Annotated in this window: 14 protein-coding genes; 7 read left to right on the top strand and 7 right to left on the bottom strand. The window is 69.3% G+C overall.

Annotated features, from left to right (window positions below):
* Positions 1-716: 716 nt before the first annotated feature.
* From rsmB to AC3WP6_RS15870, 3 genes are read left to right on the top strand one after another with little or no spacing between them, the layout of a single operon-like run.
* Complete coding sequence (gene rsmB, locus AC3WP6_RS15880) at positions 717-2,012, top strand: 16S rRNA (cytosine(967)-C(5))-methyltransferase RsmB (RefSeq protein WP_492628586.1); 1,296 nt, start codon at positions 717-719, stop codon at positions 2,010-2,012.
* A 6-nt stretch (positions 2,013-2,018) separates the two neighbouring features.
* Entirely contained in the window at positions 2,019-3,767 is a 1,749-nt protein-coding gene (locus AC3WP6_RS15875; RefSeq protein ID WP_492628585.1) for an ArnT family glycosyltransferase, read from the top strand.
* The gene (locus tag AC3WP6_RS15870) at positions 3,764-4,729 is read left to right on the top strand and encodes a glycosyltransferase (RefSeq protein ID WP_492628584.1); all 966 of its coding nucleotides are present in this window, start codon (positions 3,764-3,766) and stop codon (positions 4,727-4,729) included. The genes AC3WP6_RS15875 and AC3WP6_RS15870 overlap by 4 nt, the downstream gene beginning before the upstream one ends.
* On the opposite strand, the gene AC3WP6_RS15865 is transcribed toward AC3WP6_RS15870, so the two are convergent.
* From AC3WP6_RS15865 to AC3WP6_RS15850, 4 genes are read right to left on the bottom strand one after another with little or no spacing between them, the layout of a single operon-like run.
* Positions 4,726-5,562, bottom strand: coding sequence for a glycosyltransferase family 2 protein (locus AC3WP6_RS15865; RefSeq protein WP_492628583.1), 837 nt, complete (start codon positions 5,560-5,562; stop codon positions 4,726-4,728). The genes AC3WP6_RS15870 and AC3WP6_RS15865 overlap by 4 nt on opposite strands.
* 3 nt (positions 5,563-5,565) lie before the next feature.
* Complete coding sequence (locus AC3WP6_RS15860) at positions 5,566-6,477, bottom strand: glycosyltransferase family 2 protein (protein WP_492628582.1); 912 nt, start codon at positions 6,475-6,477, stop codon at positions 5,566-5,568.
* A gap of 2 nt (positions 6,478-6,479) precedes the next feature.
* On the bottom strand, positions 6,480-7,418 hold the full coding sequence (locus AC3WP6_RS15855; RefSeq protein ID WP_492628581.1) for a UDP-glucuronic acid decarboxylase family protein: 939 nt from the start codon (positions 7,416-7,418) through the stop codon (positions 6,480-6,482).
* 28 nt (positions 7,419-7,446) lie between these two features.
* Complete coding sequence (locus AC3WP6_RS15850) at positions 7,447-8,820, bottom strand: O-antigen ligase family protein (RefSeq protein ID WP_492628580.1); 1,374 nt, start codon at positions 8,818-8,820, stop codon at positions 7,447-7,449.
* Positions 8,821-8,837: 17 nt separating this feature from the next.
* Here AC3WP6_RS15850 and AC3WP6_RS15845 point away from each other — a divergent pair, with 17 nt between their 5' ends.
* The 4 genes from AC3WP6_RS15845 to AC3WP6_RS15830 all read left to right on the top strand — a co-directional run bounded on the left by AC3WP6_RS15845 (position 8,838) and on the right by AC3WP6_RS15830 (position 13,978).
* Positions 8,838-9,653 carry a glycosyltransferase family 2 protein gene (locus AC3WP6_RS15845; RefSeq protein ID WP_492628579.1) on the top strand — a complete coding sequence of 272 codons (816 nt, stop codon included), beginning with the start codon at positions 8,838-8,840 and terminating at the stop codon, positions 9,651-9,653.
* Positions 9,654-9,660: 7 nt separating this feature from the next.
* A complete protein-coding gene (locus AC3WP6_RS15840; protein WP_492628578.1) occupies positions 9,661-11,097 on the top strand; it encodes an alkaline phosphatase family protein in 1,437 nt (478 codons plus the stop codon).
* A gap of 53 nt (positions 11,098-11,150) precedes the next feature.
* Positions 11,151-12,197 carry a CDP-glycerol glycerophosphotransferase family protein gene (locus tag AC3WP6_RS15835; protein WP_492628577.1) on the top strand — a complete coding sequence of 349 codons (1,047 nt, stop codon included), beginning with the start codon at positions 11,151-11,153 and terminating at the stop codon, positions 12,195-12,197.
* A gap of 92 nt (positions 12,198-12,289) precedes the next feature.
* Positions 12,290-13,978 carry an ArnT family glycosyltransferase gene (locus AC3WP6_RS15830; protein ID WP_492628720.1) on the top strand — a complete coding sequence of 563 codons (1,689 nt, stop codon included), beginning with the start codon at positions 12,290-12,292 and terminating at the stop codon, positions 13,976-13,978.
* 20 nt (positions 13,979-13,998) lie between these two features.
* Here AC3WP6_RS15830 and ntrC read toward each other — a convergent pair whose 3' ends face one another.
* From ntrC to glnA, 3 genes are all read right to left on the bottom strand, one after another.
* Positions 13,999-15,411 (bottom strand): nitrogen regulation protein NR(I), encoded by a 1,413-nt coding sequence (gene ntrC, locus AC3WP6_RS15825; protein ID WP_492628576.1) that lies wholly within the window; start codon positions 15,409-15,411, stop codon positions 13,999-14,001.
* Positions 15,408-16,415 (bottom strand): nitrogen regulation protein NR(II), encoded by a 1,008-nt coding sequence (gene glnL / locus AC3WP6_RS15820; RefSeq protein WP_492628575.1) that lies wholly within the window; start codon positions 16,413-16,415, stop codon positions 15,408-15,410. The genes ntrC and glnL overlap by 4 nt, the downstream gene beginning before the upstream one ends.
* Before the next feature lie 108 nt (positions 16,416-16,523).
* Entirely contained in the window at positions 16,524-17,933 is a 1,410-nt protein-coding gene (gene glnA / locus AC3WP6_RS15815) for a type I glutamate--ammonia ligase (protein ID WP_492628574.1), read from the bottom strand.
* Positions 17,934-18,225: the final 292 nt, after the last annotated feature.

The following is an 18,225-nucleotide window of genomic DNA, read 5'->3' as shown; positions in this document are numbered from 1 at the left end:
TTTCTCTTTGCTTGCCCAAAGAGAAAGTAGCCAAAGAGAAACGGCACCCCGCGGCGGCGCTTTTTGCCCGTCCATGGGCAAAAAGTCCGTGCGGCGGGGCCGGGCTTTTCGAGCGGGCATCGTGCCCGCGCGAAAAGGCGAGGCCATCCCTGGCCTCGCCCGCTGCGCGGCTCTTCCGACCCCGCCTCACCGCCGCCGAGGGGCCCCCAGAAGAGCGGCGCGCATCGTGCGCGCCAGAAGCCAAAGCATCACCCGTCCCGCAGCTGGTGGTGCGCGGGCGCTCTGCTTCGGGCGCGCGGACGCGCGCCTGCCGTTGTGGGGCCCCTATGGCGCGGCGGGTGGGCTGCGGATAGTCCGTCAGGATGGCCCGCACGGAGGCGGGCCAGTTTTCCGCCGGCACACGGAGGTGCCGTCGGAAAACCCCGCAGCCCACCCGCGCACCCGCAGGGCAGGATGCCCGGAGGGCGCGCCATCGGGGTGGCCTCTCTTTTGGCTACTTTTCTCTGGCCATTCAGAGAAAAGTAGCTCGGTCGCCCAAAGGGCGTTCGAAACCGCTCTAGTGCCACGTCCACCGCTGGCGCCATACGAAACCGCTCTAGTGCCGCGCCCACCGCAAAATCCCCGACCAGGTGCCGGATCAAACACTCCCCGCGGACGAACAAGCTTCGAAGCGTGGAAAACCGTGTTCGTGCCAGACGCACCGCGGAGTCGCCCCCATGCCTGACACCCGTGCCCTCGCCGCCCACGCGCTCGCCGCCGTCGCCCTGCGCGGGGTTTCCCTGCGCGAAGCCATGGAGCGTGAGGCGCCGAAGCTCGCCGATGCGCGCGATCGTGCGTTGCTGATGGCGCTGGTGGCCGATGGTGCGCGCTGGTGGCTCAGGTTCGATGCGGCGCTCGACCGCCTGCTGGCGCGCCCGTTGCGGCAGAAGGACCCCGCGGTGCACGCCTTGCTGGTGCTCGGGCTGGTGCAGCTCGAGGTGCTGGAGTTGGCCGATTACGCTGCCGTTGCCGCTACGGTTGAAGCCGTGCGCGCGCTCAAGCGGCCACAACTGGCTGGGTTGGTGAATGCGGTGCTGCGGCGGTGGCAGCGCGAGCGGGCGACGCATCTGGCGGCGCTGGATGCGCGGCCGGAGACGCGTCATGCGCACCCGCGCTGGCTGGTGGAGGCGATCAGCCGCGACTGGCCGGCGCAGGCCGAAGCGATCATGGCGGCGGACAATCGCGAACCGCCGCTGATGCTGCGCGTGAACCGCCGGCGTACCACCCGCGAGGCGCTGTTGGAACGTTTGCGTCTGGACGGCCAGACGGCCGAACCGCATGCGTGGCTGGCGGATGCGCTGGTGCTGCCGCACAGCGTGGATGTCACCCGCCTGCCCGGCTTTGCCGATGGCCTGTTCGCGGTGCAGGACGGCGCCGCGCAAGTGGCGGCCGATCTCGTGGATGCGCAGCCCGGGCAACGCGTGCTTGATGCCTGTGCCGCGCCGGGCGGCAAGGCGTGTCATTTGGCGGAACGCACCGACGTCGACCTCACGGCGCTGGAGTTCGATCCGCGGCGCGCCGACCGCATCCGCGACAACCTGCGGCGGTTGCGTCTGGACGTCCGTTTGCGGATCGGCGATGCGGGTACGCCGCAGCGCTGGTGGGACCGCGTGCCCTTCGACCGCATCCTGATCGACGCGCCGTGCTCGGCCACCGGCGTGCTGCGCCGCCGGCCCGACGTGCGGTTGCACCGCCGTGCCAGCGATATCGCGGCACTGAACGCGCAGCAGCGGCGCCTTCTTGTCGCGCTGTGGCCGCTGCTCGCACCGGGTGGGCGGCTGGTGTACGCCACCTGCTCGCTGCTGCGCGCGGAGAACGAGGGCGTCGTGGCGCCGTTCCTGGCTGCACACGCGGACGCTGCCGCACTGCCGTTCACGCCGCCGGTCGGTCAGCGCGCGGCCGTGGGCTGGCAGATCCTGCCCGGCGATGACGATCTCGACGGCATGTACTATGCGGTGCTCACCAAGCGCTGATTGCCCATGTTCGCCCTGATTCCCGCCACGCCCCGCGAACGCCGCTGGTTCTGGCTGTTGCTGCTGCTGGCGCTGGTCATTCTTGGTGCCGGCATCGGCCTGCGCGACCCGTGGCCGTCGGATGAGCCGCGCTTTGCGCTGGCGGCCAAACAGATGGTGGAAAGCGGCAACTGGCTGTTCCCGCATCGCGGCAGCGAGCTGTACGCCGACAAGCCGCCGATGCTGATGTGGCTGCAGGCCGCGAGCTTCGAGCTCACACGCACCTGGCGCCTCGCCTTCATGCTGCCCTCGCTTCTGGCCTCGCTCGGCACCTTGCTTCTGGTTTACGACCTTGGCCGCCGGCTGTGGAACCGGCGCACGGGGCTGTATGCGGCGGGCGGTCTCTTGCTCGCGTTCCAGTTCGTCTACCAGGGCCAGCGCGCGCAGATCGATCCGCTGGTGGTGTTTTTCATCACCGCGGCCAACTGGGGCCTCTTGCGGCATTTGCTCGCGCCGCCCGAGCGTAAGACGCACTGGCCGGCGTACTGGTTCGGCTGTTTCTGCGCCGGGCTGGGCGTCATCACCAAGGGCGTGGGCTTCATCGCGCTGTTCATGCTGATTCCCTACGTGTGGGCAGCGGTGCGCGGCTGGCACGGCGTCGTGCGCCCCGGTGGCGGCGCGTGGTGGCGCTGGCTTTTGGGCCTCGCGGCGACGCTCGCGGCGATCGCGCTGTGGCTGGTGCCGATGTTGCTGGTCGCCACCGCGCGCGACGCCAACCCGGCGTATGCGGGCTACGTGCACGACATCCTGTTCAAGCAGACCGCGCAGCGTTACGCCAATGCGTGGCACCACATCCATGCGTGGTGGTACTACCTGCCGATCGTGCTGTTCAGTTGGCTGCCGTTCTCGCTGCTCTATCCCGGCTGCGTGCCGCGCTGGTGGCGGCAATTGAAGGCGGGCGATGCGCGCATCCTGCTGCCGCTGGGCTGGGTCGTGCTGGTGCTGGCGTTTTTCAGCGCCTCGGCCGGCAAGCGCGACGTCTACATCCTGCCGGCGCTGCCGATGCTGGCGCTGGCCTGCGCGCCATTGGTCGGCGAGCTGTTGCCGAAGCGCTGGTTGCGTGTGGCCGGCCTCGTGTTCATCGCCGTGCTGGGCGCGTTGATGCTCGGCCTCGGGCTCTATGCGCTGCACGGCTATGCGCCGAAGGTGGTGCAGTTCGCCACCGACTACGGTTTGGCCGACGGTGGCGCGGCGCTGTGGTGGATGTGCGTGGTGCTGGGCGCGGTGCAGCTCGCGCTGGTGGCACTGCTGCGCGTGCGCCGCGCAGTGTTGGCGGTGGCCGCCGGGATGGCGGCGTTGTGGCTGGCGTGGGGTTTCTGGGCGGTGCCGCAGCTCAATGCCGCCAGCTCGGCGGGCGCGCTGATGGAGCAGGTGCGCAGCCACCTCGCGCCGGGCGACCAGCTCGGCCTGGTGGCGTGGAAGGAGCAGAACCTCCTGATGCTGGATCGTCCGGCGGTCGATTTCGGTTTCCGGCAGCCGTGGCATCTGCAGTTCGCGCACGCCGTGGCGTGGCAGGCGCAGGCACCGGCCACGCGCTGGCTGTTCGTGCAGCAGCCGGCGATGGGGGGGTGCGTGGATCGCGCGAAAGCGGTCGACCTCGGCTACGCCAACCGCCGGCAATGGTGGATGTTCAAGCAGGACGCGCTGGTGTCCGGCTGCGTGCCGAGCGCCGCAGTGGACGAATCCCCGGACGGCGAAACCGGCGCGGGCCTGTGAGCGCGCCGCTGCGCATCCAGTTGCTGGCGCGCGACAACGGCGCCGGGCTCAGCCGCGACATGGTGCTGCTGGCCGCGGCACTGCGCGGGCTGGGCGCGGAGGTCGCCACCACCGGCCTGCCGCATCGCGGCCGGCTGGCCGAATGGTTTACCCGCGCACGCCTGGCGGGCCGTGCGCCAAGCTTCGACCTGAACCTGATGCTGGAGCGCGTGCGACCGGAATTTACCCGCGCCGCGCACCGCAGCGTGCTGATCCCGAACCCGGAGTATTTCCGCCCGGCCGATCATGCTGCACTAGCCGGGCTCGACGAAGTGTGGGTCAAGACGCGCCACGCCGAGCACCTGTTCGCGGCGCTCGGTGCACGCACGCGCTATCTCGGCTTCACCAGCCCGGATCGGCTGGATGCCACGGTGCCGCGTGAGCACGCGTTTTTCCACGGCCCCGGTCGCAGCGCGAACAAGGGCACGGCGGCACTGCTGGCATTGTGGGCCGCGCATCCGCAGTGGCCACCGCTCACCGTCGTCTGGCGCCGCAAGCGGGTGGAGACTGGCGTGCTGCCGGCCAACGTGCGGTTGATCCGCGACCACCTGGATGATGCCGAGTACCGGCGCCTGCAGAACGCGCACCGCTTCCACCTGTGCCCGTCGCAGACCGAGGGTTTCGGCCATTACCTGGTCGAGGCGATGAGCTGCGGCGCGGTGGTGGTGACGCTCGATGCCGCGCCGATGAACGAGCTGGTCGCCGCCGCACGCGGCGTGCTGGTCCCGGCACACGCGGTCGGCACGCAGGATCTCGCCACCACCTACGGGTTCGACGCGGGCGACATGGCGGCGGCGGTCACGCGCTGCATCGGGATGACCGAGATGGAGGCCAACGTGCTGGGCGCCGCGGCGCGCGTGTGGTTCGAGGCCGGGCGTGCGGCATTTGCCCAGCGCCTGCGCGCTGCGTGCATGGACGTCTAGACGTCTGCGCCGGAAAACCCGGAAAGATGCGCGTCGATGCCATGCTCGCAGCGCGTGATGCCTTGCGTGCGGGTGGCGTGGAACAGGCGGTTGTTCGGCAGGCTGAGGTCGTTCACGTCGGGCTGCGCGCGCGAGGGGTGCCACAGGTGCACGGCCAGCGCCGCCCATTTCAGCGCGCGCCGGCGCAGGCCGGCGTTTTCCAGCCGCGCGACCAGCTCGCGGTCCTCCGCGCCGTAGCCCTCCATGCGCTCGTCGAAACCGTTGACGCGCAACAGGTCGTCCCGCCAGAAACTCATGTTGCAGCTCATCACCCGGCCGCCGCTCCGGGACCGCGATTTCCAGCGCGCGAGCTGCGGCTGGCGGAAGGCATACAGGCGCTTCGTGCCGTCGAACTCGTGGAAATCCGCGCGTGACCACGGCGCGAACACCGGCGCGCCGCCGGCCAGCAGGCGCGCGCTTTCTTCGCGCGTGGCCTTGATCCGCCCGCCCTGCAAAAAGAACCCGCGTTCGGCCAGCATCAGGTGATCGGCGACGAAGCGCGGATGCAGCAGCATGTCGCCGTCGAGCAGGATCACGTAATCGCCGTGGCTGGCGGCGATGCCGCGGTTGCGTGCGCGCGCGGCGCGAAAGCCGCGGTCCTCATGCCAGACGTGGCGCAGCGGCACCGGAAAATCGCGGGCCGTGCGCTCGATCAGCGCGCGCGTTTCCGCACCCGAGCCGTCGTCCGCCACGATCACCTCGTCCGGCAATTGCCGCTGCGCCGCGAGGCTGGCCAGCACGCGCGCCAGCGCTTCCGGCCAGTTGTAGGTGAGGACGACGACGCTGGTGCGCATGGCTCAGCGCCCGCGCAGGCCGCGGCGCAGGATCGAGATGGCGCGCTCGGCGCGCTTCCACCATGCCGAAGGCCCGCGCAGCGCGATGCCGGCGTAGAGCCTGGCTTCGGCCCAGGTCGGGCGTTCGCGGGTCTTGAATTCGGCCTTGGCGAGGTCGAGCGCGTGGGCGTCCAGCTGCATCGTCGCGGCGTAGTGGTTGATCAGGCAGCGGGTGCGGAACTGCACGGCGAATTCGCGCAGGCGCGCCTGCTCGTGCCACCAGCCGTTGCGGTCGTGGATGCGGTAATCGACGTTGCCGGTGGGCAGGAAGTACTTGCGCGCGCCGAGGAGGCTGGCGCCGAAGACGAGGCAGTTGTCGGCGCTGATGCGCCAGTTGGCGACGATGTCGGTTGGCAGGTCGAGCACGCGTTCGGCCAGCCTGCGGCGCAGCGCCAGGGCCGAGGTGGGCGCGCCGTACCAGCGCGCGCGCACCCAGGTGCCGAGCACGGTGTAGCCGAGATCGCAGGCCCGGTCCGCGTAGCCCTGCACGCCCGATTCGTTGCCGATCAGGCGCACGTCGGAAAACACGAAGTCGATGTCCTTGCGCGCGGCAAAGACTTCGCCGACCTGGCGCAGGTAATCCGGCTCCCAGCGATCATCGGCGTCGAGAAAGCACACCACCTCGCCGCTCGTTGCCGCCAACCCGCGCTGGAAGGCGGCGAGCTGGCCGCCGTTCTCGCCGCACACGAGTTTCACCCGCGCGTCGCTGCCGTAGCGCTGGCGCAGGTAATCCGGCGAGCCATCGGTGGAGCCGTCGTCCACCACGACCACTTCGTGCGGGGCGCAGCTTTGCGCCAGCGCGCCGTCCACCGCCTGGGCCACGAACCCGCGGTAGTTGTAGTTGGTGACGACGACCGAGAAAACGGGCGCGGCCATGCTCACGGCGCGAGCAGTCGGCGGAAGTAGGCGATGGTTTCCTTGAGCCCATCCTCCAGCGCCACCTTCGGCTCCCAGCCGAGTTTTTCCCGCGCGAGCGCGATGTCGGGCCGGCGGCGTTTCGGGTCGTCCGCCGGCAGCGGCTGGTGCACCAGCCGGGAGCGCCCGCCGACCAGCCGCAGCACGGTTTCGGCCAGCTCCAGCATGGTGTATTCGCCGGGGTTGCCGATGTTGACCGGCCCGGTGAAGCCCCTGGGCGTGGCCATCATGCGCACGAAGGCCTCGATCAGGTCGTCCACGTAGCAGAAGCTGCGCGTCTGGCTGCCGTCGCCGTAGATCGTGAGGTCTTCGCCCTTCAGCGCCTGCACGATGAAATTGCTCACCACGCGGCCGTCGTCGGGCAGCATGCGCGGGCCGTAGGTGTTGAAGATGCGCACCACCTTGATGTCCAGATCGTGCTGGCGGTGGTAGTCGAAAAACAGGGTTTCGGCGCAGCGCTTGCCCTCGTCGTAGCAACTGCGGATGCCGATGGGATTGACCCGGCCCCAGTAATCCTCGCGCTGCGGATGCACCTCGGGGTCGCCGTACACCTCGCTGGTGGAGGCCTGCAGGATGCGCGCGTGCACCCGCTTGGCCAGGCCCAGCATGTTGATCGCGCCGTGCACGCTGGTCTTCGTGGTCTGCACCGGATCGTGCTGGTAGTGCACCGGCGACGCCGGGCAGGCGAGGTTGAAGATGCGCTCGACCTCGACGTACAGCGGAAACGTGACGTCGTGGCGCAGCAGCTCGAAGTACGGGTTGCCGGCCAGGTGCGCGACGTTGCGCTTGCTGCCGGTGAAGAAGTTGTCCGCACACAGCACGTCGTGGCCATCGGCCAGCAGGCGCTCGCACAGGTGCGAACCGAGGAAGCCTGCACCGCCTGTCACCAGTACCTTGGACATTGCCGCGTCGACCCGCCGTGTGAGGCCGCTAGTGTAAGCGAGCGGGGTGTGGCGGACCGCGGCGCGCGTCGAGTTCCAGCCACAGCGCCAGGCCCAGCGGCAGCCACACCAGGAGCCAGCCGGGGCGCGGGCTGTCGAGCAACTGCGGCATGTCGAACTGCAGCACCACGCTGGCGTACAGCCACACGGCCAGCACCAGGCGGCCGGTGACGCGCGCGCGGGCACGCCATCCACGCCAGGCGACCAGGCACCACATCGCCACCAGCAACAACACCCCCGGAACGCCGAGCTCGATCATGGTCTGGGTCAGCACGTTGTGGCTGTGGGTGTAGGCGACGCCGGCGATCGTCAGCGTGAAATCGGCACCTTGGCCGAGGCCGCGCCACGGGTGCTGGCCGATCAGCGCCAACGAACCTTCCAGCAGTTGCGGGCGCAGCGACAGGCCGCGTTCGACCAGCGCCGAGGCCGGCCACAGGCTGCACACGATGCCGGCCAGCAAGGTGATGCCGGCCAGCGCGTACACCGGGCGTTGCCGGCAGCACACGGGAGCCAGTACGGCACACAGCGCCAGCGCCAGCCACACGCTGCGCGAGCCGGTCAGCGCGACGAACACCAGCAGCACGCCCACGGCGAGCCAGCGCACGACCGCCAGCCGGCGGTCCGCTGCCGGCAACAGGCTCAGCCACAGCGCCGCCACGCCCATTACCGCCGCCGCATAGTTGGCAGTGGCGATCACGCCGTCCCCGACGATGCGGTCGTCGGCGGGTGGCCGTACCGCGTATTCCACGCCGAATGCCGCAGCCACCAGCGCCATCGCCAGCCCCGCCGCGAGCAACAGCCGGAAGATCCGACGTTCATCGCTGCCGATCCAGATCGGCCAAGCCAGCACGAAGGTCAGCACGCTGAGCAGGCGACTCACCTCGTCTCCGGGGTGTTTGGCGGCGCTCCAGCCAAGCGTCACCGCGGCCCAGGCGCCCAGCAGCAGGAACAGCCGGAACGACCACGCCGGCAGCGCCGCGCGCCACATCGCGGCCCGTCCAGTGAGCGCGAGGCACCACGCCGGCAGGTACAGCAACACGATCAGACTGGCCTGGTAAGGCTTGCCGGGGTTGAACGAGATGCCAGCAGGCATCGCCACCAGCCCCAGCATCATCCACGCCAAGCCGACACCGACGACCTTGCGCCAGAACGGATGGCTGGCGTCGATCGTCTGCCAGGCGGGGAGCAGCGGGGCGGATGGGGCGCGGATGAGGAATCTCGATGTTGGGTGGGAGGGATGCAGGGTAGTGCCGCCACCCCGCATGAGGAGGTGCGCAGGGTAACCGACGACACGCAACGCGGCGATGAACAGCCACGCGTGGCATGGGTGGTGCGCCGGTTGCGCAGGGAATTCGCCGCCCAAGCCCCTAGAATGCGGGCATGTCCACCCTGCCCCTCACCCTCGCTCTCATCGCCCGCAACGAGGCGGCGGTGATCGGGCGCTGCCTGGACAGCGTGCCGTTCGCGGCGGAAAAGCTGGTGGTGGACTCGGGCTCCACCGACGACACCGTGGCAGTGGCGCAGGCGCACGGGGCGCGCGTGGTGCACCAGGATTGGCTGGGCTTCGGCCCGCAGCGTAACTTCGCGACCACGCAGTGCGGCAACGACTGGATCCTGGTGCTGGATGCCGACGAGTGGCTGTCGCCGCAGCTCGCGGCCGAGCTCGAACGCGAGCTGCCGCGGCTCATGGCGGGCGCGGCACCGGCGGCGTACCTGCGCCGCAATACGGTGTACATGGGCAAGCCGCTGCGCTGGTATCGGCCCAGCGTGGGCGAAAAGCTGGCGCGCCTGTATCACCGCGACCGCGCACGCTGGAGCGACGCGCGGGTGCACGAGTCGCTGCAGTTCAATGCCGCGGCGCCGGTGTTCAAGGCGCCGTTCAATCACGCCAACAACCCCACCCTGGTGCACAAGCAGCTCAAGGTGCTGCGGTATTCCGAGCTGAAATGCCGCGACTGGATGGACAAGGGCAGGGGCGCGCGCATGTGGCAGGCGCCGTTCGTGTACGTGCTCGCGTTCCTCAAGGATTACCTTGCGCGGCTCGCGTTCCTCGACGGCTGGCGTGGGTTTTTGATCGCGCAGACGGCGGCGAGCTACGCGCTGTACAAGCGCATGCGCTACTACGAGATGACGCACAACCCGGCATCCATTGCGCAGGCGGATGCGGCGCTGCGCGAGCATCGGCTGGAAGACTGACGCGACCATGAGCGAGCAGGTGTCGCCGACCCGGCGGCGTTTCCTCGGCCTGGCGGCCAGCGCCGCCGCGGCCAGCCTGATGCCGCCGAGCCTGCAGAAGGTGCTGGCCGCGCCGCGCCCGCGCGGCGGCTCCTTGCGCGACATCCATCACGTCGTGCTGCTGATGCAGGAGAATCGCTCCTTCGACCACTACTTCGGCACGCTGGCTGGCGTGCGCGGTTACGCCGACCCTGCCGCGCTGCGCCTTGCCGACGGTCGCAGCGTGTTCCACCAGCCCGACCCCGCCAACCCGCGCGGGTATCTCCTGCCGTTTCATCTGGACACGCTCGCGACGAACGCCCAGCGCATCCCGTCCAACAGCCACTCCTGGCCGGTGCAGCATGCCGCGTGGCACGGCGGGCGCATGGATGGCTTCGTCACTACCCACCGCGTGCATCAAAACGCCAGCGCGCCCTACGTGATGGGTTACTACCAGCGCGCCGACATCCCGTTCCACTACGCGCTGGCCGAGCTGTTCACCGTGTGCGACGCCTACCACTGTTCGGTGCTCGGGCCGACCTGGCCCAACCGCATGCTGTGGATGACTGGCACGCTCGACCCCGATGGCGCAAACGGCGGGCCGATCACCAGCAACATCCCGGTGCGTGGTGGCTACCGCTGGACGACCTATGCCGAGCGGCTTGAGCGCGCCGGCGTGAGCTGGAAGGTGTACCAGCAGCCGGACAACTACGGCTTGAACGTGCTCGAACTGTTCCACGCGTTCCAGGTCGCCGAGCCCGGCTCGCCGCTGCACGAGCGCGGCATGCTGCGCGGCGCGCCGGATGCGTTCGAGCGCGATGCGCTGGCCGGCCGCCTGCCCGCGGTGTCCTGGATCATCCCCACCAGCAAGGAGTGCGAACACCCGAATTTCCTGCCCGCCGCCGGCGCCGCGTTCATCGCGCGCAAGCTGGCGGCGGTCGCGGCGAACCCGGAGCTGTGGGCGCACACCGTGTTCATCCTCGCCTACGACGAAAACGACGGCCTGTTCGACCACGTGCCGCCGCCGACCGCGCCGCCGGGCACGCCGGGCGAATACGTGGACGGCGAGCCGGTGGGCGCCGGCTTTCGCGTGCCGTGCATCGTCATTTCACCGTGGACGGCGGGCGCCTGGGTGTGCAGCGAGCGCTTCGACCACACCTCGGTGCTGCGCTTTCTAGAAAAGTGGACCGGCGTGCGCGAGCCGAACATTTCCGCCTGGCGGCGGGAGACCTTCGGCGACCTCACCGCGGTGTTCCGCTTCGGCGCCAGACCGGCACGCGCACCGGTGGTGCCGGATGCCGCGCTCGACCTCGCGCGCGCACGGCAGGAGGTGGCCGATCTACCCGCACCCACTTTCCCCACCGACGACCAGCACGCGCCGATCCAGGAGCCGGGTTCCCGGCGTCGCGTACCACGCGCGCGCTGAGGGTTCGCCGCGCTGCCGTAAGCTATGCGGCTTCTGGCCAGACGCGAATCACCATGCCCCAGCATTACCTGTTGTACGGCTCCGAGCGCTACGCGCTGGCCATCCTGCGCCCGGTGCAGGCCGCGATCTGCGCGCGCGGCGACGAGGCCGCGTGGTTCTTCGACGGCCCCGGTGCGGTGGACCTGCACCCGGACGAACGCCTGCTGAGCGCGGCCGAAGTGCGCGCGTGGCGGCCGCGCGCGGTCGTTACACCGTCCAACGCGGTGCCGCATTTCTTTCCCGGCGTGAAGGTGGAAACCTTCCACGGCTTCGATGCCGGCAAGCCGCGGCACATCTACGTGCGCGGGTTCTTCGACCTGTACTGCACCACCGGCCCGCGCGACACCGCCAAGTTCCAGGCGTTGGCCGACCAGCTCGGCCACTTCAGCGTGATCGAAACCGGCTTCCCCAAGCTCGACCCGTTCGCGGCCGAGCTCAACGGCAACCCGCCGCCGGTGCGCACCCCGCCGGTGATCCTCTACCACTCCACGTTCTCGCCGAAATGGAGCGCCGCCGAAAAGCTGCACGACGAGGTGCGGCGCCTTTCGCGCGACGGCCGCTGGCGCTTCATCGTCAGCTTCCACCCCAAGATGAACCCGGGGACGGTGGCGAAATTCAAGGCGCTGGTGAACGAGAACCTGCGCTTCGCCGAGAACGACAACATCCTCGAACTGTTCGGCCAGGTCGACATGATGTGCTCGGACACCAGCTCCGCACTCAACGAGTTCCTGCTCACCGGCAAGCCGGTCGTCACCTTCGACAACCGCCGCCCCGGCCCGCAGCTCATCGACATCCACGACGCAAAGGATTTCGAGCCCGCGATCATGCGCGCCCTCGCCCGCCCGCCCGAGCTGATGGCCGCGATCCGCGCCTTCGGCGAGCAACTGCACCCATATCACGACGGCCAATCCGGCGAGCGCATTCTTGCCGCGATCGACACCTTCATCGCCCGCGGCGCCACCAACCGCAGACCCAAACCGGCCAACCTGTGGCGCAAGTTCAAGATCCGCCGGCGGATCGGCTACTGGGGCCCTGCCCGCTGGCCACGACCGGCGCCGTGAGCGTGGCCGTGGGTGGCGGCAGCTAGAATCGCCGCTTGCCTTCCGCGAGATCGCCCGTGTCCCCTGCCTCGAGCCGCACCGAAAACCTGCGCATGCTGTGGCCGTGGCTGCCGTTGTGGGGCGTGCTGGCGCTGGCGGCGATCTTTGCGCACGGGCCGATGCCGCTGTATTCCACGCGCACGCTGGCGGTGGCGTGGGAGATGTGGAACCAGCACCACTTTCTCGTGCCGTACATCAACGGTGCGCCGTACAGCGAAAAGGCGCCGCTGCTGTTCTGGCTGATCCACGCCGGCTGGTTCGCGTTTGGCGTGAGCGACGTGTGGCCGCGCGTGGTGGAGGTGATCTTCGGCGGTGCCGAGCTGGTGCTGGCATCGGTGCTGGCGCGGCGACTGTTTGCGCAGCGCGCGTGGGTGGCGAGCGCCACGCCGTGGGCGCTCGCCGCGTTGTCGACCGCGTTCCTGTTTGGCCTGCAGATCATGTACGACGTGCTGCTCGCCGTGTGGGTGCTGGCGGCGCTGGTGTGCCTGGTGCCGACCGCCCGGCGCGCGGCGCCGCGCTGGGGGTGGTTCGGCGTGTGCATCGGCCTGGGGCTGTTGACCAAGGGCCCGGTGATGCTGCTGCACGTGCTGTTTCCGTGGCTGCTCGGACCGCTGTGGAGCACCCAGGCGCGCACCCACCTCGCCCGCTGGTACGGGTGCGGTGCGCTGGCGCTGGTACTCGGGTTGGGCATGCTCCTGGCGTGGGCGTTGCCAGCCGGGTTTGCCGGCGGCGAGGCGTACATGCACCGCCTGTTTTTCAGCCAGACCGCGGCGCGCGTGATCCACGGCGTGCAAACCGCCGAGCCGCTGCAAAGCCATGCGCGGCCGGTGTTGTGGTACGTGGCGATGCTGCCGATGTTGCTGTTCCCCTTCATTGCGTGGCCGCGCGTGTGGGTGGCGCTGGGCACGCTGCAGCGGCCGTTCGAGCCGGGGCTGCGCTTTGCGCTGGCGTGGGTGGTGCCGACTTTCATCGTGTTTTCGCTGATACGCGGCAAGCAGTTTTATTACCTCTTGCCGGAGCTGGTCGGCGCCATGCTGCTCGTCTGCGGCGCGATTGCCGTGCTGCGCGAGCGCCGCCCGCGCCTCGCCGGCACGGCCTGGCTGGGTACCTGGCCACTCGGGCTTGGCGGCATCGTGTTCGGAGCGCTGCTGTTCGTGCTGCCCAATCTCGTCGCCGGCAACTATCTGCACGGCGAATGGCCGGATGCCGCGGCGCCGCTCAGCCGGTACTTCGCGCTGATCTTCGTACTGCTCGGCGCGTTGCTGCTGCTGCGCGGTCGCGGCGAGTTGCGCCGGCTTGCGGTGGCCGGCCTCGTCGGCACCTTCGCGCTCAACGTGCTGTTCACCCTGACCCTGTGGCCGCGCTACGACCTCGCTTCGACGGCGCACCTGCTCGGCGACGCGCAGCGCGCGGGCGAGGCCATCGGCTACCTCGGCAACTACGAGGGCCAGTTCCACTTTGCCGGCCGCCTCACGCAACCCATCATCGAGGTGCGCGGCGACGGCGAGATCGAAACCTTCGCGCGCACGCACCCGCGCGCCGTCATCGTCGAGCACCCAGAGAAGCTCAGTGCCCAGGCGCGCGACTATGCCCTGCTCGCGCAGCCCTTCCGCTCGTCGTGGATGGTGACCTGGCGCGCGGACACGCTGGCCGCGCTCCGGCGCGGCGAAACCCCGCCGCGGCCGGCCGCGGTGCCGCGGATTTACGGGTTGGACGGTGCGCCACCGGCAGGTGCGCGGTAGCGGATCGGTGCGGCGCGCGGTCAGGTCGTGCCGCGCTTGCGCGACGACCCCAGCTTGCGGGTGAGCGTGTTGCGGCCGACGCCGAGGGCTTCGGCGGCTTGCTGGCGGTGGCCACCGGTCGCGGCGAGCGCGGTTTCCAGCAGCACATGGTCCAAGGCGTCGCGGGCGCGGGCGTGGATCGCGGTTTCGTGCCCGGCCAGCGCCTGGGTGGCCCAGGCGCGCAGGGCATCGGTCCAGTCGCCGGCGGCGGCGCTGGCGGGTTCGGCGCCCAGGTCGGCGGGCAGGATTTCGTGGCCGGGGGCGATCACGGCCAGCCGGCGGCAGAGGTTTTCCAGCTCGCGCACGTTGCCGGGGAAATCGCGCGCGGCAAGTGCCTTGAGCGTGGCCTTGGCGAAGCGCTTGGGCGGCAGCCCGAGCTCCGGCCCGGCGGTGGCGAGGAAGTGCGCGGCGAGCAGCGGGATGTCGGTGCGCCGTTCGCGCAGCGCGGGCAAGTGGATGCGCACCACGTCGAGCCGGTGCTTGAGGTCGGCACGGAACTGGCCGGCTTCGACCCGGGTGTCGAGGTTCTGGTGGGTGGCGGCGACGATGCGCACGTTGCAGCGGATCAGCTCGCGGCCACCGACGCGGTAGAACTCGCCGCCGGCCAGCACGCGCAGCAAGCGGGTCTGCAGCGCCAGCGGCATGTCACCGATCTCGTCCAGGAACAACGTGCCGCCTTCGGCCTGCTCGAAGCGCCCGGCGACGCGCCGCTGCGCGCCGGTGAAGGCGCCGGCCTCGTGGCCGAACAGTTCGCTTTCCAGGAGTTCGCTCGGAATTGCGGCGGTGTTGAGCGCGACGAACGGATGCGTGCGGCGCGCGCTTTCCTCGTGCAGCGCGCGCGCAACCAGCTCCTTGCCGGTGCCGGTTTCGCCGGTGATCAGCACGTTCAAATCGCTCGCGGCGACGCGGCCGATCAGGCGGAACACCTCGCGCATCGGCGCGCTTTCGCCGAGCAGCGCGTGTGGGGCCACGGGTTCGCCGGCGGGTGCCGCGGCCGGCGCGGCGTGATCGCCGAGCACGCGCTGCACGGTCGCCACCGCATGGTCCAGGTCGAACGGCTTGGCCAGGTAGTCCACGGCGCCATCACGGTAGGCGGCCGCGGTGGTCGCCACGTCGGTGAACGCGCTCATGACGATCACCGGGCCGATGCCGCGTTGCTTGAGTTCGGCCAGGAGATCCAGCCCGCTGTCGCCGGGCATGCGTACGTCGGCCAGCAGCAGCGCCGGACGCTCCTTGCGCAGTGCGGCGCGCACGGTTTCCGCGGTGTCGAACTCGCGCACCGCGAGGCCGGCGTCGCGCAGCGCGGTGGCAAGCACGAAGCGCACGCTGCGGTCGTCGTCGACGATCCAGATGGCGCGGTTCGGGGAAGGTGCGGGTAGCGCGGGACGGTTCATGTTTCACGCTCCAGTGGCAAGTACAGCGAAAACACGGTGCGTCCCGGTGCCTGGTTCCATTGCAGGTCGCCGCCATGCTCGCGCGCAAGTTCACGGGCCAGCGCCAGGCCCAGGCCGGAGCCGTCGGCGCGGCCGGAAACCAGCGGCTCGAACAGCGTGTCGTGCAACGCGGCCGGCACGCCGCTGCCGTCGTCGATCACGTCGAGCCGCAGTGCCGCGCGCAGCATGCCGCCGGCGAGGCGCGCGCCGTGCTCGGCACGGGTGCGCAAGGTAATGGTCTGCGCATGCGCCTCGACTGCGTTGCGCACCAGGTTCAGCACGATCTGCTGCAGCCGGTCGGCGTCGCCGTGCACGCTGGGCAGGCTGGGGTCGAAGTCGTGCCGCAACTGCGGCGCGGCGGGTTCGGCGCGCACCAGCTCGGTGACGCGGTCGAGAAGTTCGTGCAGGTTGACGGCGGCGAGTTGGGGGTTGCCGCCGTGGTGCAGCAGGCGGTTGGCGAGCGCAGCGAGGCGGTCGGCCTCGTCGATGATGAGCTGGGCGAGGTCCTTGGCCGCCGCATCCGGTGCGCGGCGGACGAGGAGCTGCGCTGCGCCGCGCAGGCCGGCCAGCGGATTTTTCACCTCGTGGGCAAAGCCGCGCAGGGTGGCCGACAGCGGCGAGGTTGCCGCGGGCGAGGCCGCCAGGGGGTGGATTTCAAGCAGCAGGTTGCCGTCAGCCAAGACTTGCGCGGTGACGTCGGCAACCTGCCGGCTGTCGTCGAACGCCAAAAGGCTCACGCCGCGCAACTGCACGGCATGAGCCACGGTTTGCGCGCGCCGCACCTGGGCCTGGTCATCTGCCGCCGTCAACCACAACGCCAGCGGCTGGCCCAGCGCACTGCGCGTGCCGCAGGCGAGCAACTCGGCCAGTGCCGGATTCAGCCAGCGCACGTGCAAGTCGGGGCCGACCAAGGCAATGCCGGTCGCCAACTGCTGTGCCCATGCCTGCCACGGCTCGCCGTTCATCGCCCCATCGTGGCCTTTGCACAAGGTTGGTGCAAGAGCCGGGAACCCCGGCTCTCGCCATGTCGCCAGCTTTTCCGAATCCCTATTCCCGAATCCCGGATCCCGGCCTCAAAGCGCGTAATACATCTGGAATTCCAGCGGGTGCGTCGAGGCGCGGTAGCGGGTGACCTCCTGCATCTTCACGCCGATGTAGGCGTCGATGAAGTCGTCGGTGAACACGCCGCCGGCCTTGAGGAAGTCGCGGTCCTTGTCCAGCGCTTCCAGCGCGGCGTCGAGGCTGGCACACACCTGCGGGATGTTCTTCTCTTCTTCCGGCGGCAGGTCGTAGAGGTCCTTGTCGGCCGGCGCGCCCGGGTCGATCTTGTTCAGGATGCCGTCCAGCCCGGCCATCATCAGCGCGGTGAAGGTGAGGTAGCCGGACTGCATCGGGTCGGGGAAGCGCACCTCGATGCGGCGCGCCTTGGGGCTGGAAACGTAGGGGATGCGGCAGCTCGCCGAGCGGTTGCGCGCGCTGTAGGCCAGCATCACCGGCGCCTCGAAGCCCGGCACCAGGCGCTTGTAGCTGTTGGTGGTGGAGTTGGCGAAGGCGTTGATCGCCTTGGCGTGCTTGAAGATGCCGCCGATGTACCACAGCGCGGTCTGCGACAGGCCGCCGTACAGCTCGCCGGCAAACAGGTTCTCGCCGCCCTTGGACAGCGACTGGTGCACGTGCATGCCGCTGCCGTTGTCGCCGACGATCGGCTTGGGCATGAAGGTGACGGTCTTGCCGTTCTGCTGGGCGACGTTCTTCAGCACGTACTTCATCGTCATCAGCTCGTCGGCCTTGGCGACCAGCGTGTTGAACTTGACGCCGATCTCGCACTGGCCGGCGTTGGCCACCTCGTGGTGGTGCACTTCCACCGTCTGGCCGAGGGATTCGAGCACCTTGCACATGTCGGCGCGCAGGTCGGCGAGCGAATCGACCGGCGGCACCGGGAAATAGCCGCCCTTGACGCCCGGGCGGTGGCCCATGTTGCCGTCCTCGTACTTGAAGCGGGTGCTCCACGCGGCCTCGTTCGACTCGATCTCGTAGAACACGCGGCCCATGTCGTTCTGCCAGCGCACCGAGTCGAAAATGAAGAACTCCGGCTCCGGGCCGAAGTACGCGCTGTCGGCGATGCCGGTGGATTTCAGGAACGCCTCGGCGCGCTTGGCGATCGAGCGCGGGTCGCGGCCATAGGCCTGCAGCGTCGAGGGCTCCAGCACGTCGCAGTGCAGCACCAGCTGCGGGTGCGCGCTGAATGGGTCGAGGTAGGCGGTGTCCGGGTCGGGCATCAGGATCATGTCCGACTCGTTGATGCCCTTCCAGCCGACGATCGAGGAGCCGTCGAACATCTTGCCGTCCTCGAACGTGCCTTCGTCGATGGCATGCGCCGGGAAAGTCACGTGGTGATGTTTGCCGAGCATGTCGGCAAAACGGAAATCGACGAATTCGATGTCGTGTTCAACGATCTGGTCGAGCACATCTTTGGCGGTCATGGCGAAACCTCGGCGAGGGAGCGGGAGCGAACGGAACGGATGCGCTGGACTAGGCAAGGTCGATGCCAAGTCGTGAATCTCGTGGAAATTCATTGGCCTGACGACAAGGCCGATCTTCCAGGTCATATCTAAAGCATCAACTTAGTGCATTTGTGTCCTTTGTTGCACCAATATGTAACATGCGATGACCGTTGTCCCTTCAGCTAAGGAAAACGCCATCGGATCGCCATGCGGGATGCGTGAGCTGCGCCGCTCTGCGGTCGCTGTGGCCGCGTCTGTTCTACCGACGAGT

This window comes from Rhodanobacter sp. FW106-HT46G03, from assembly GCF_058789895.1.
This window is presented reverse-complemented; position numbering and strand designations above follow the sequence as displayed.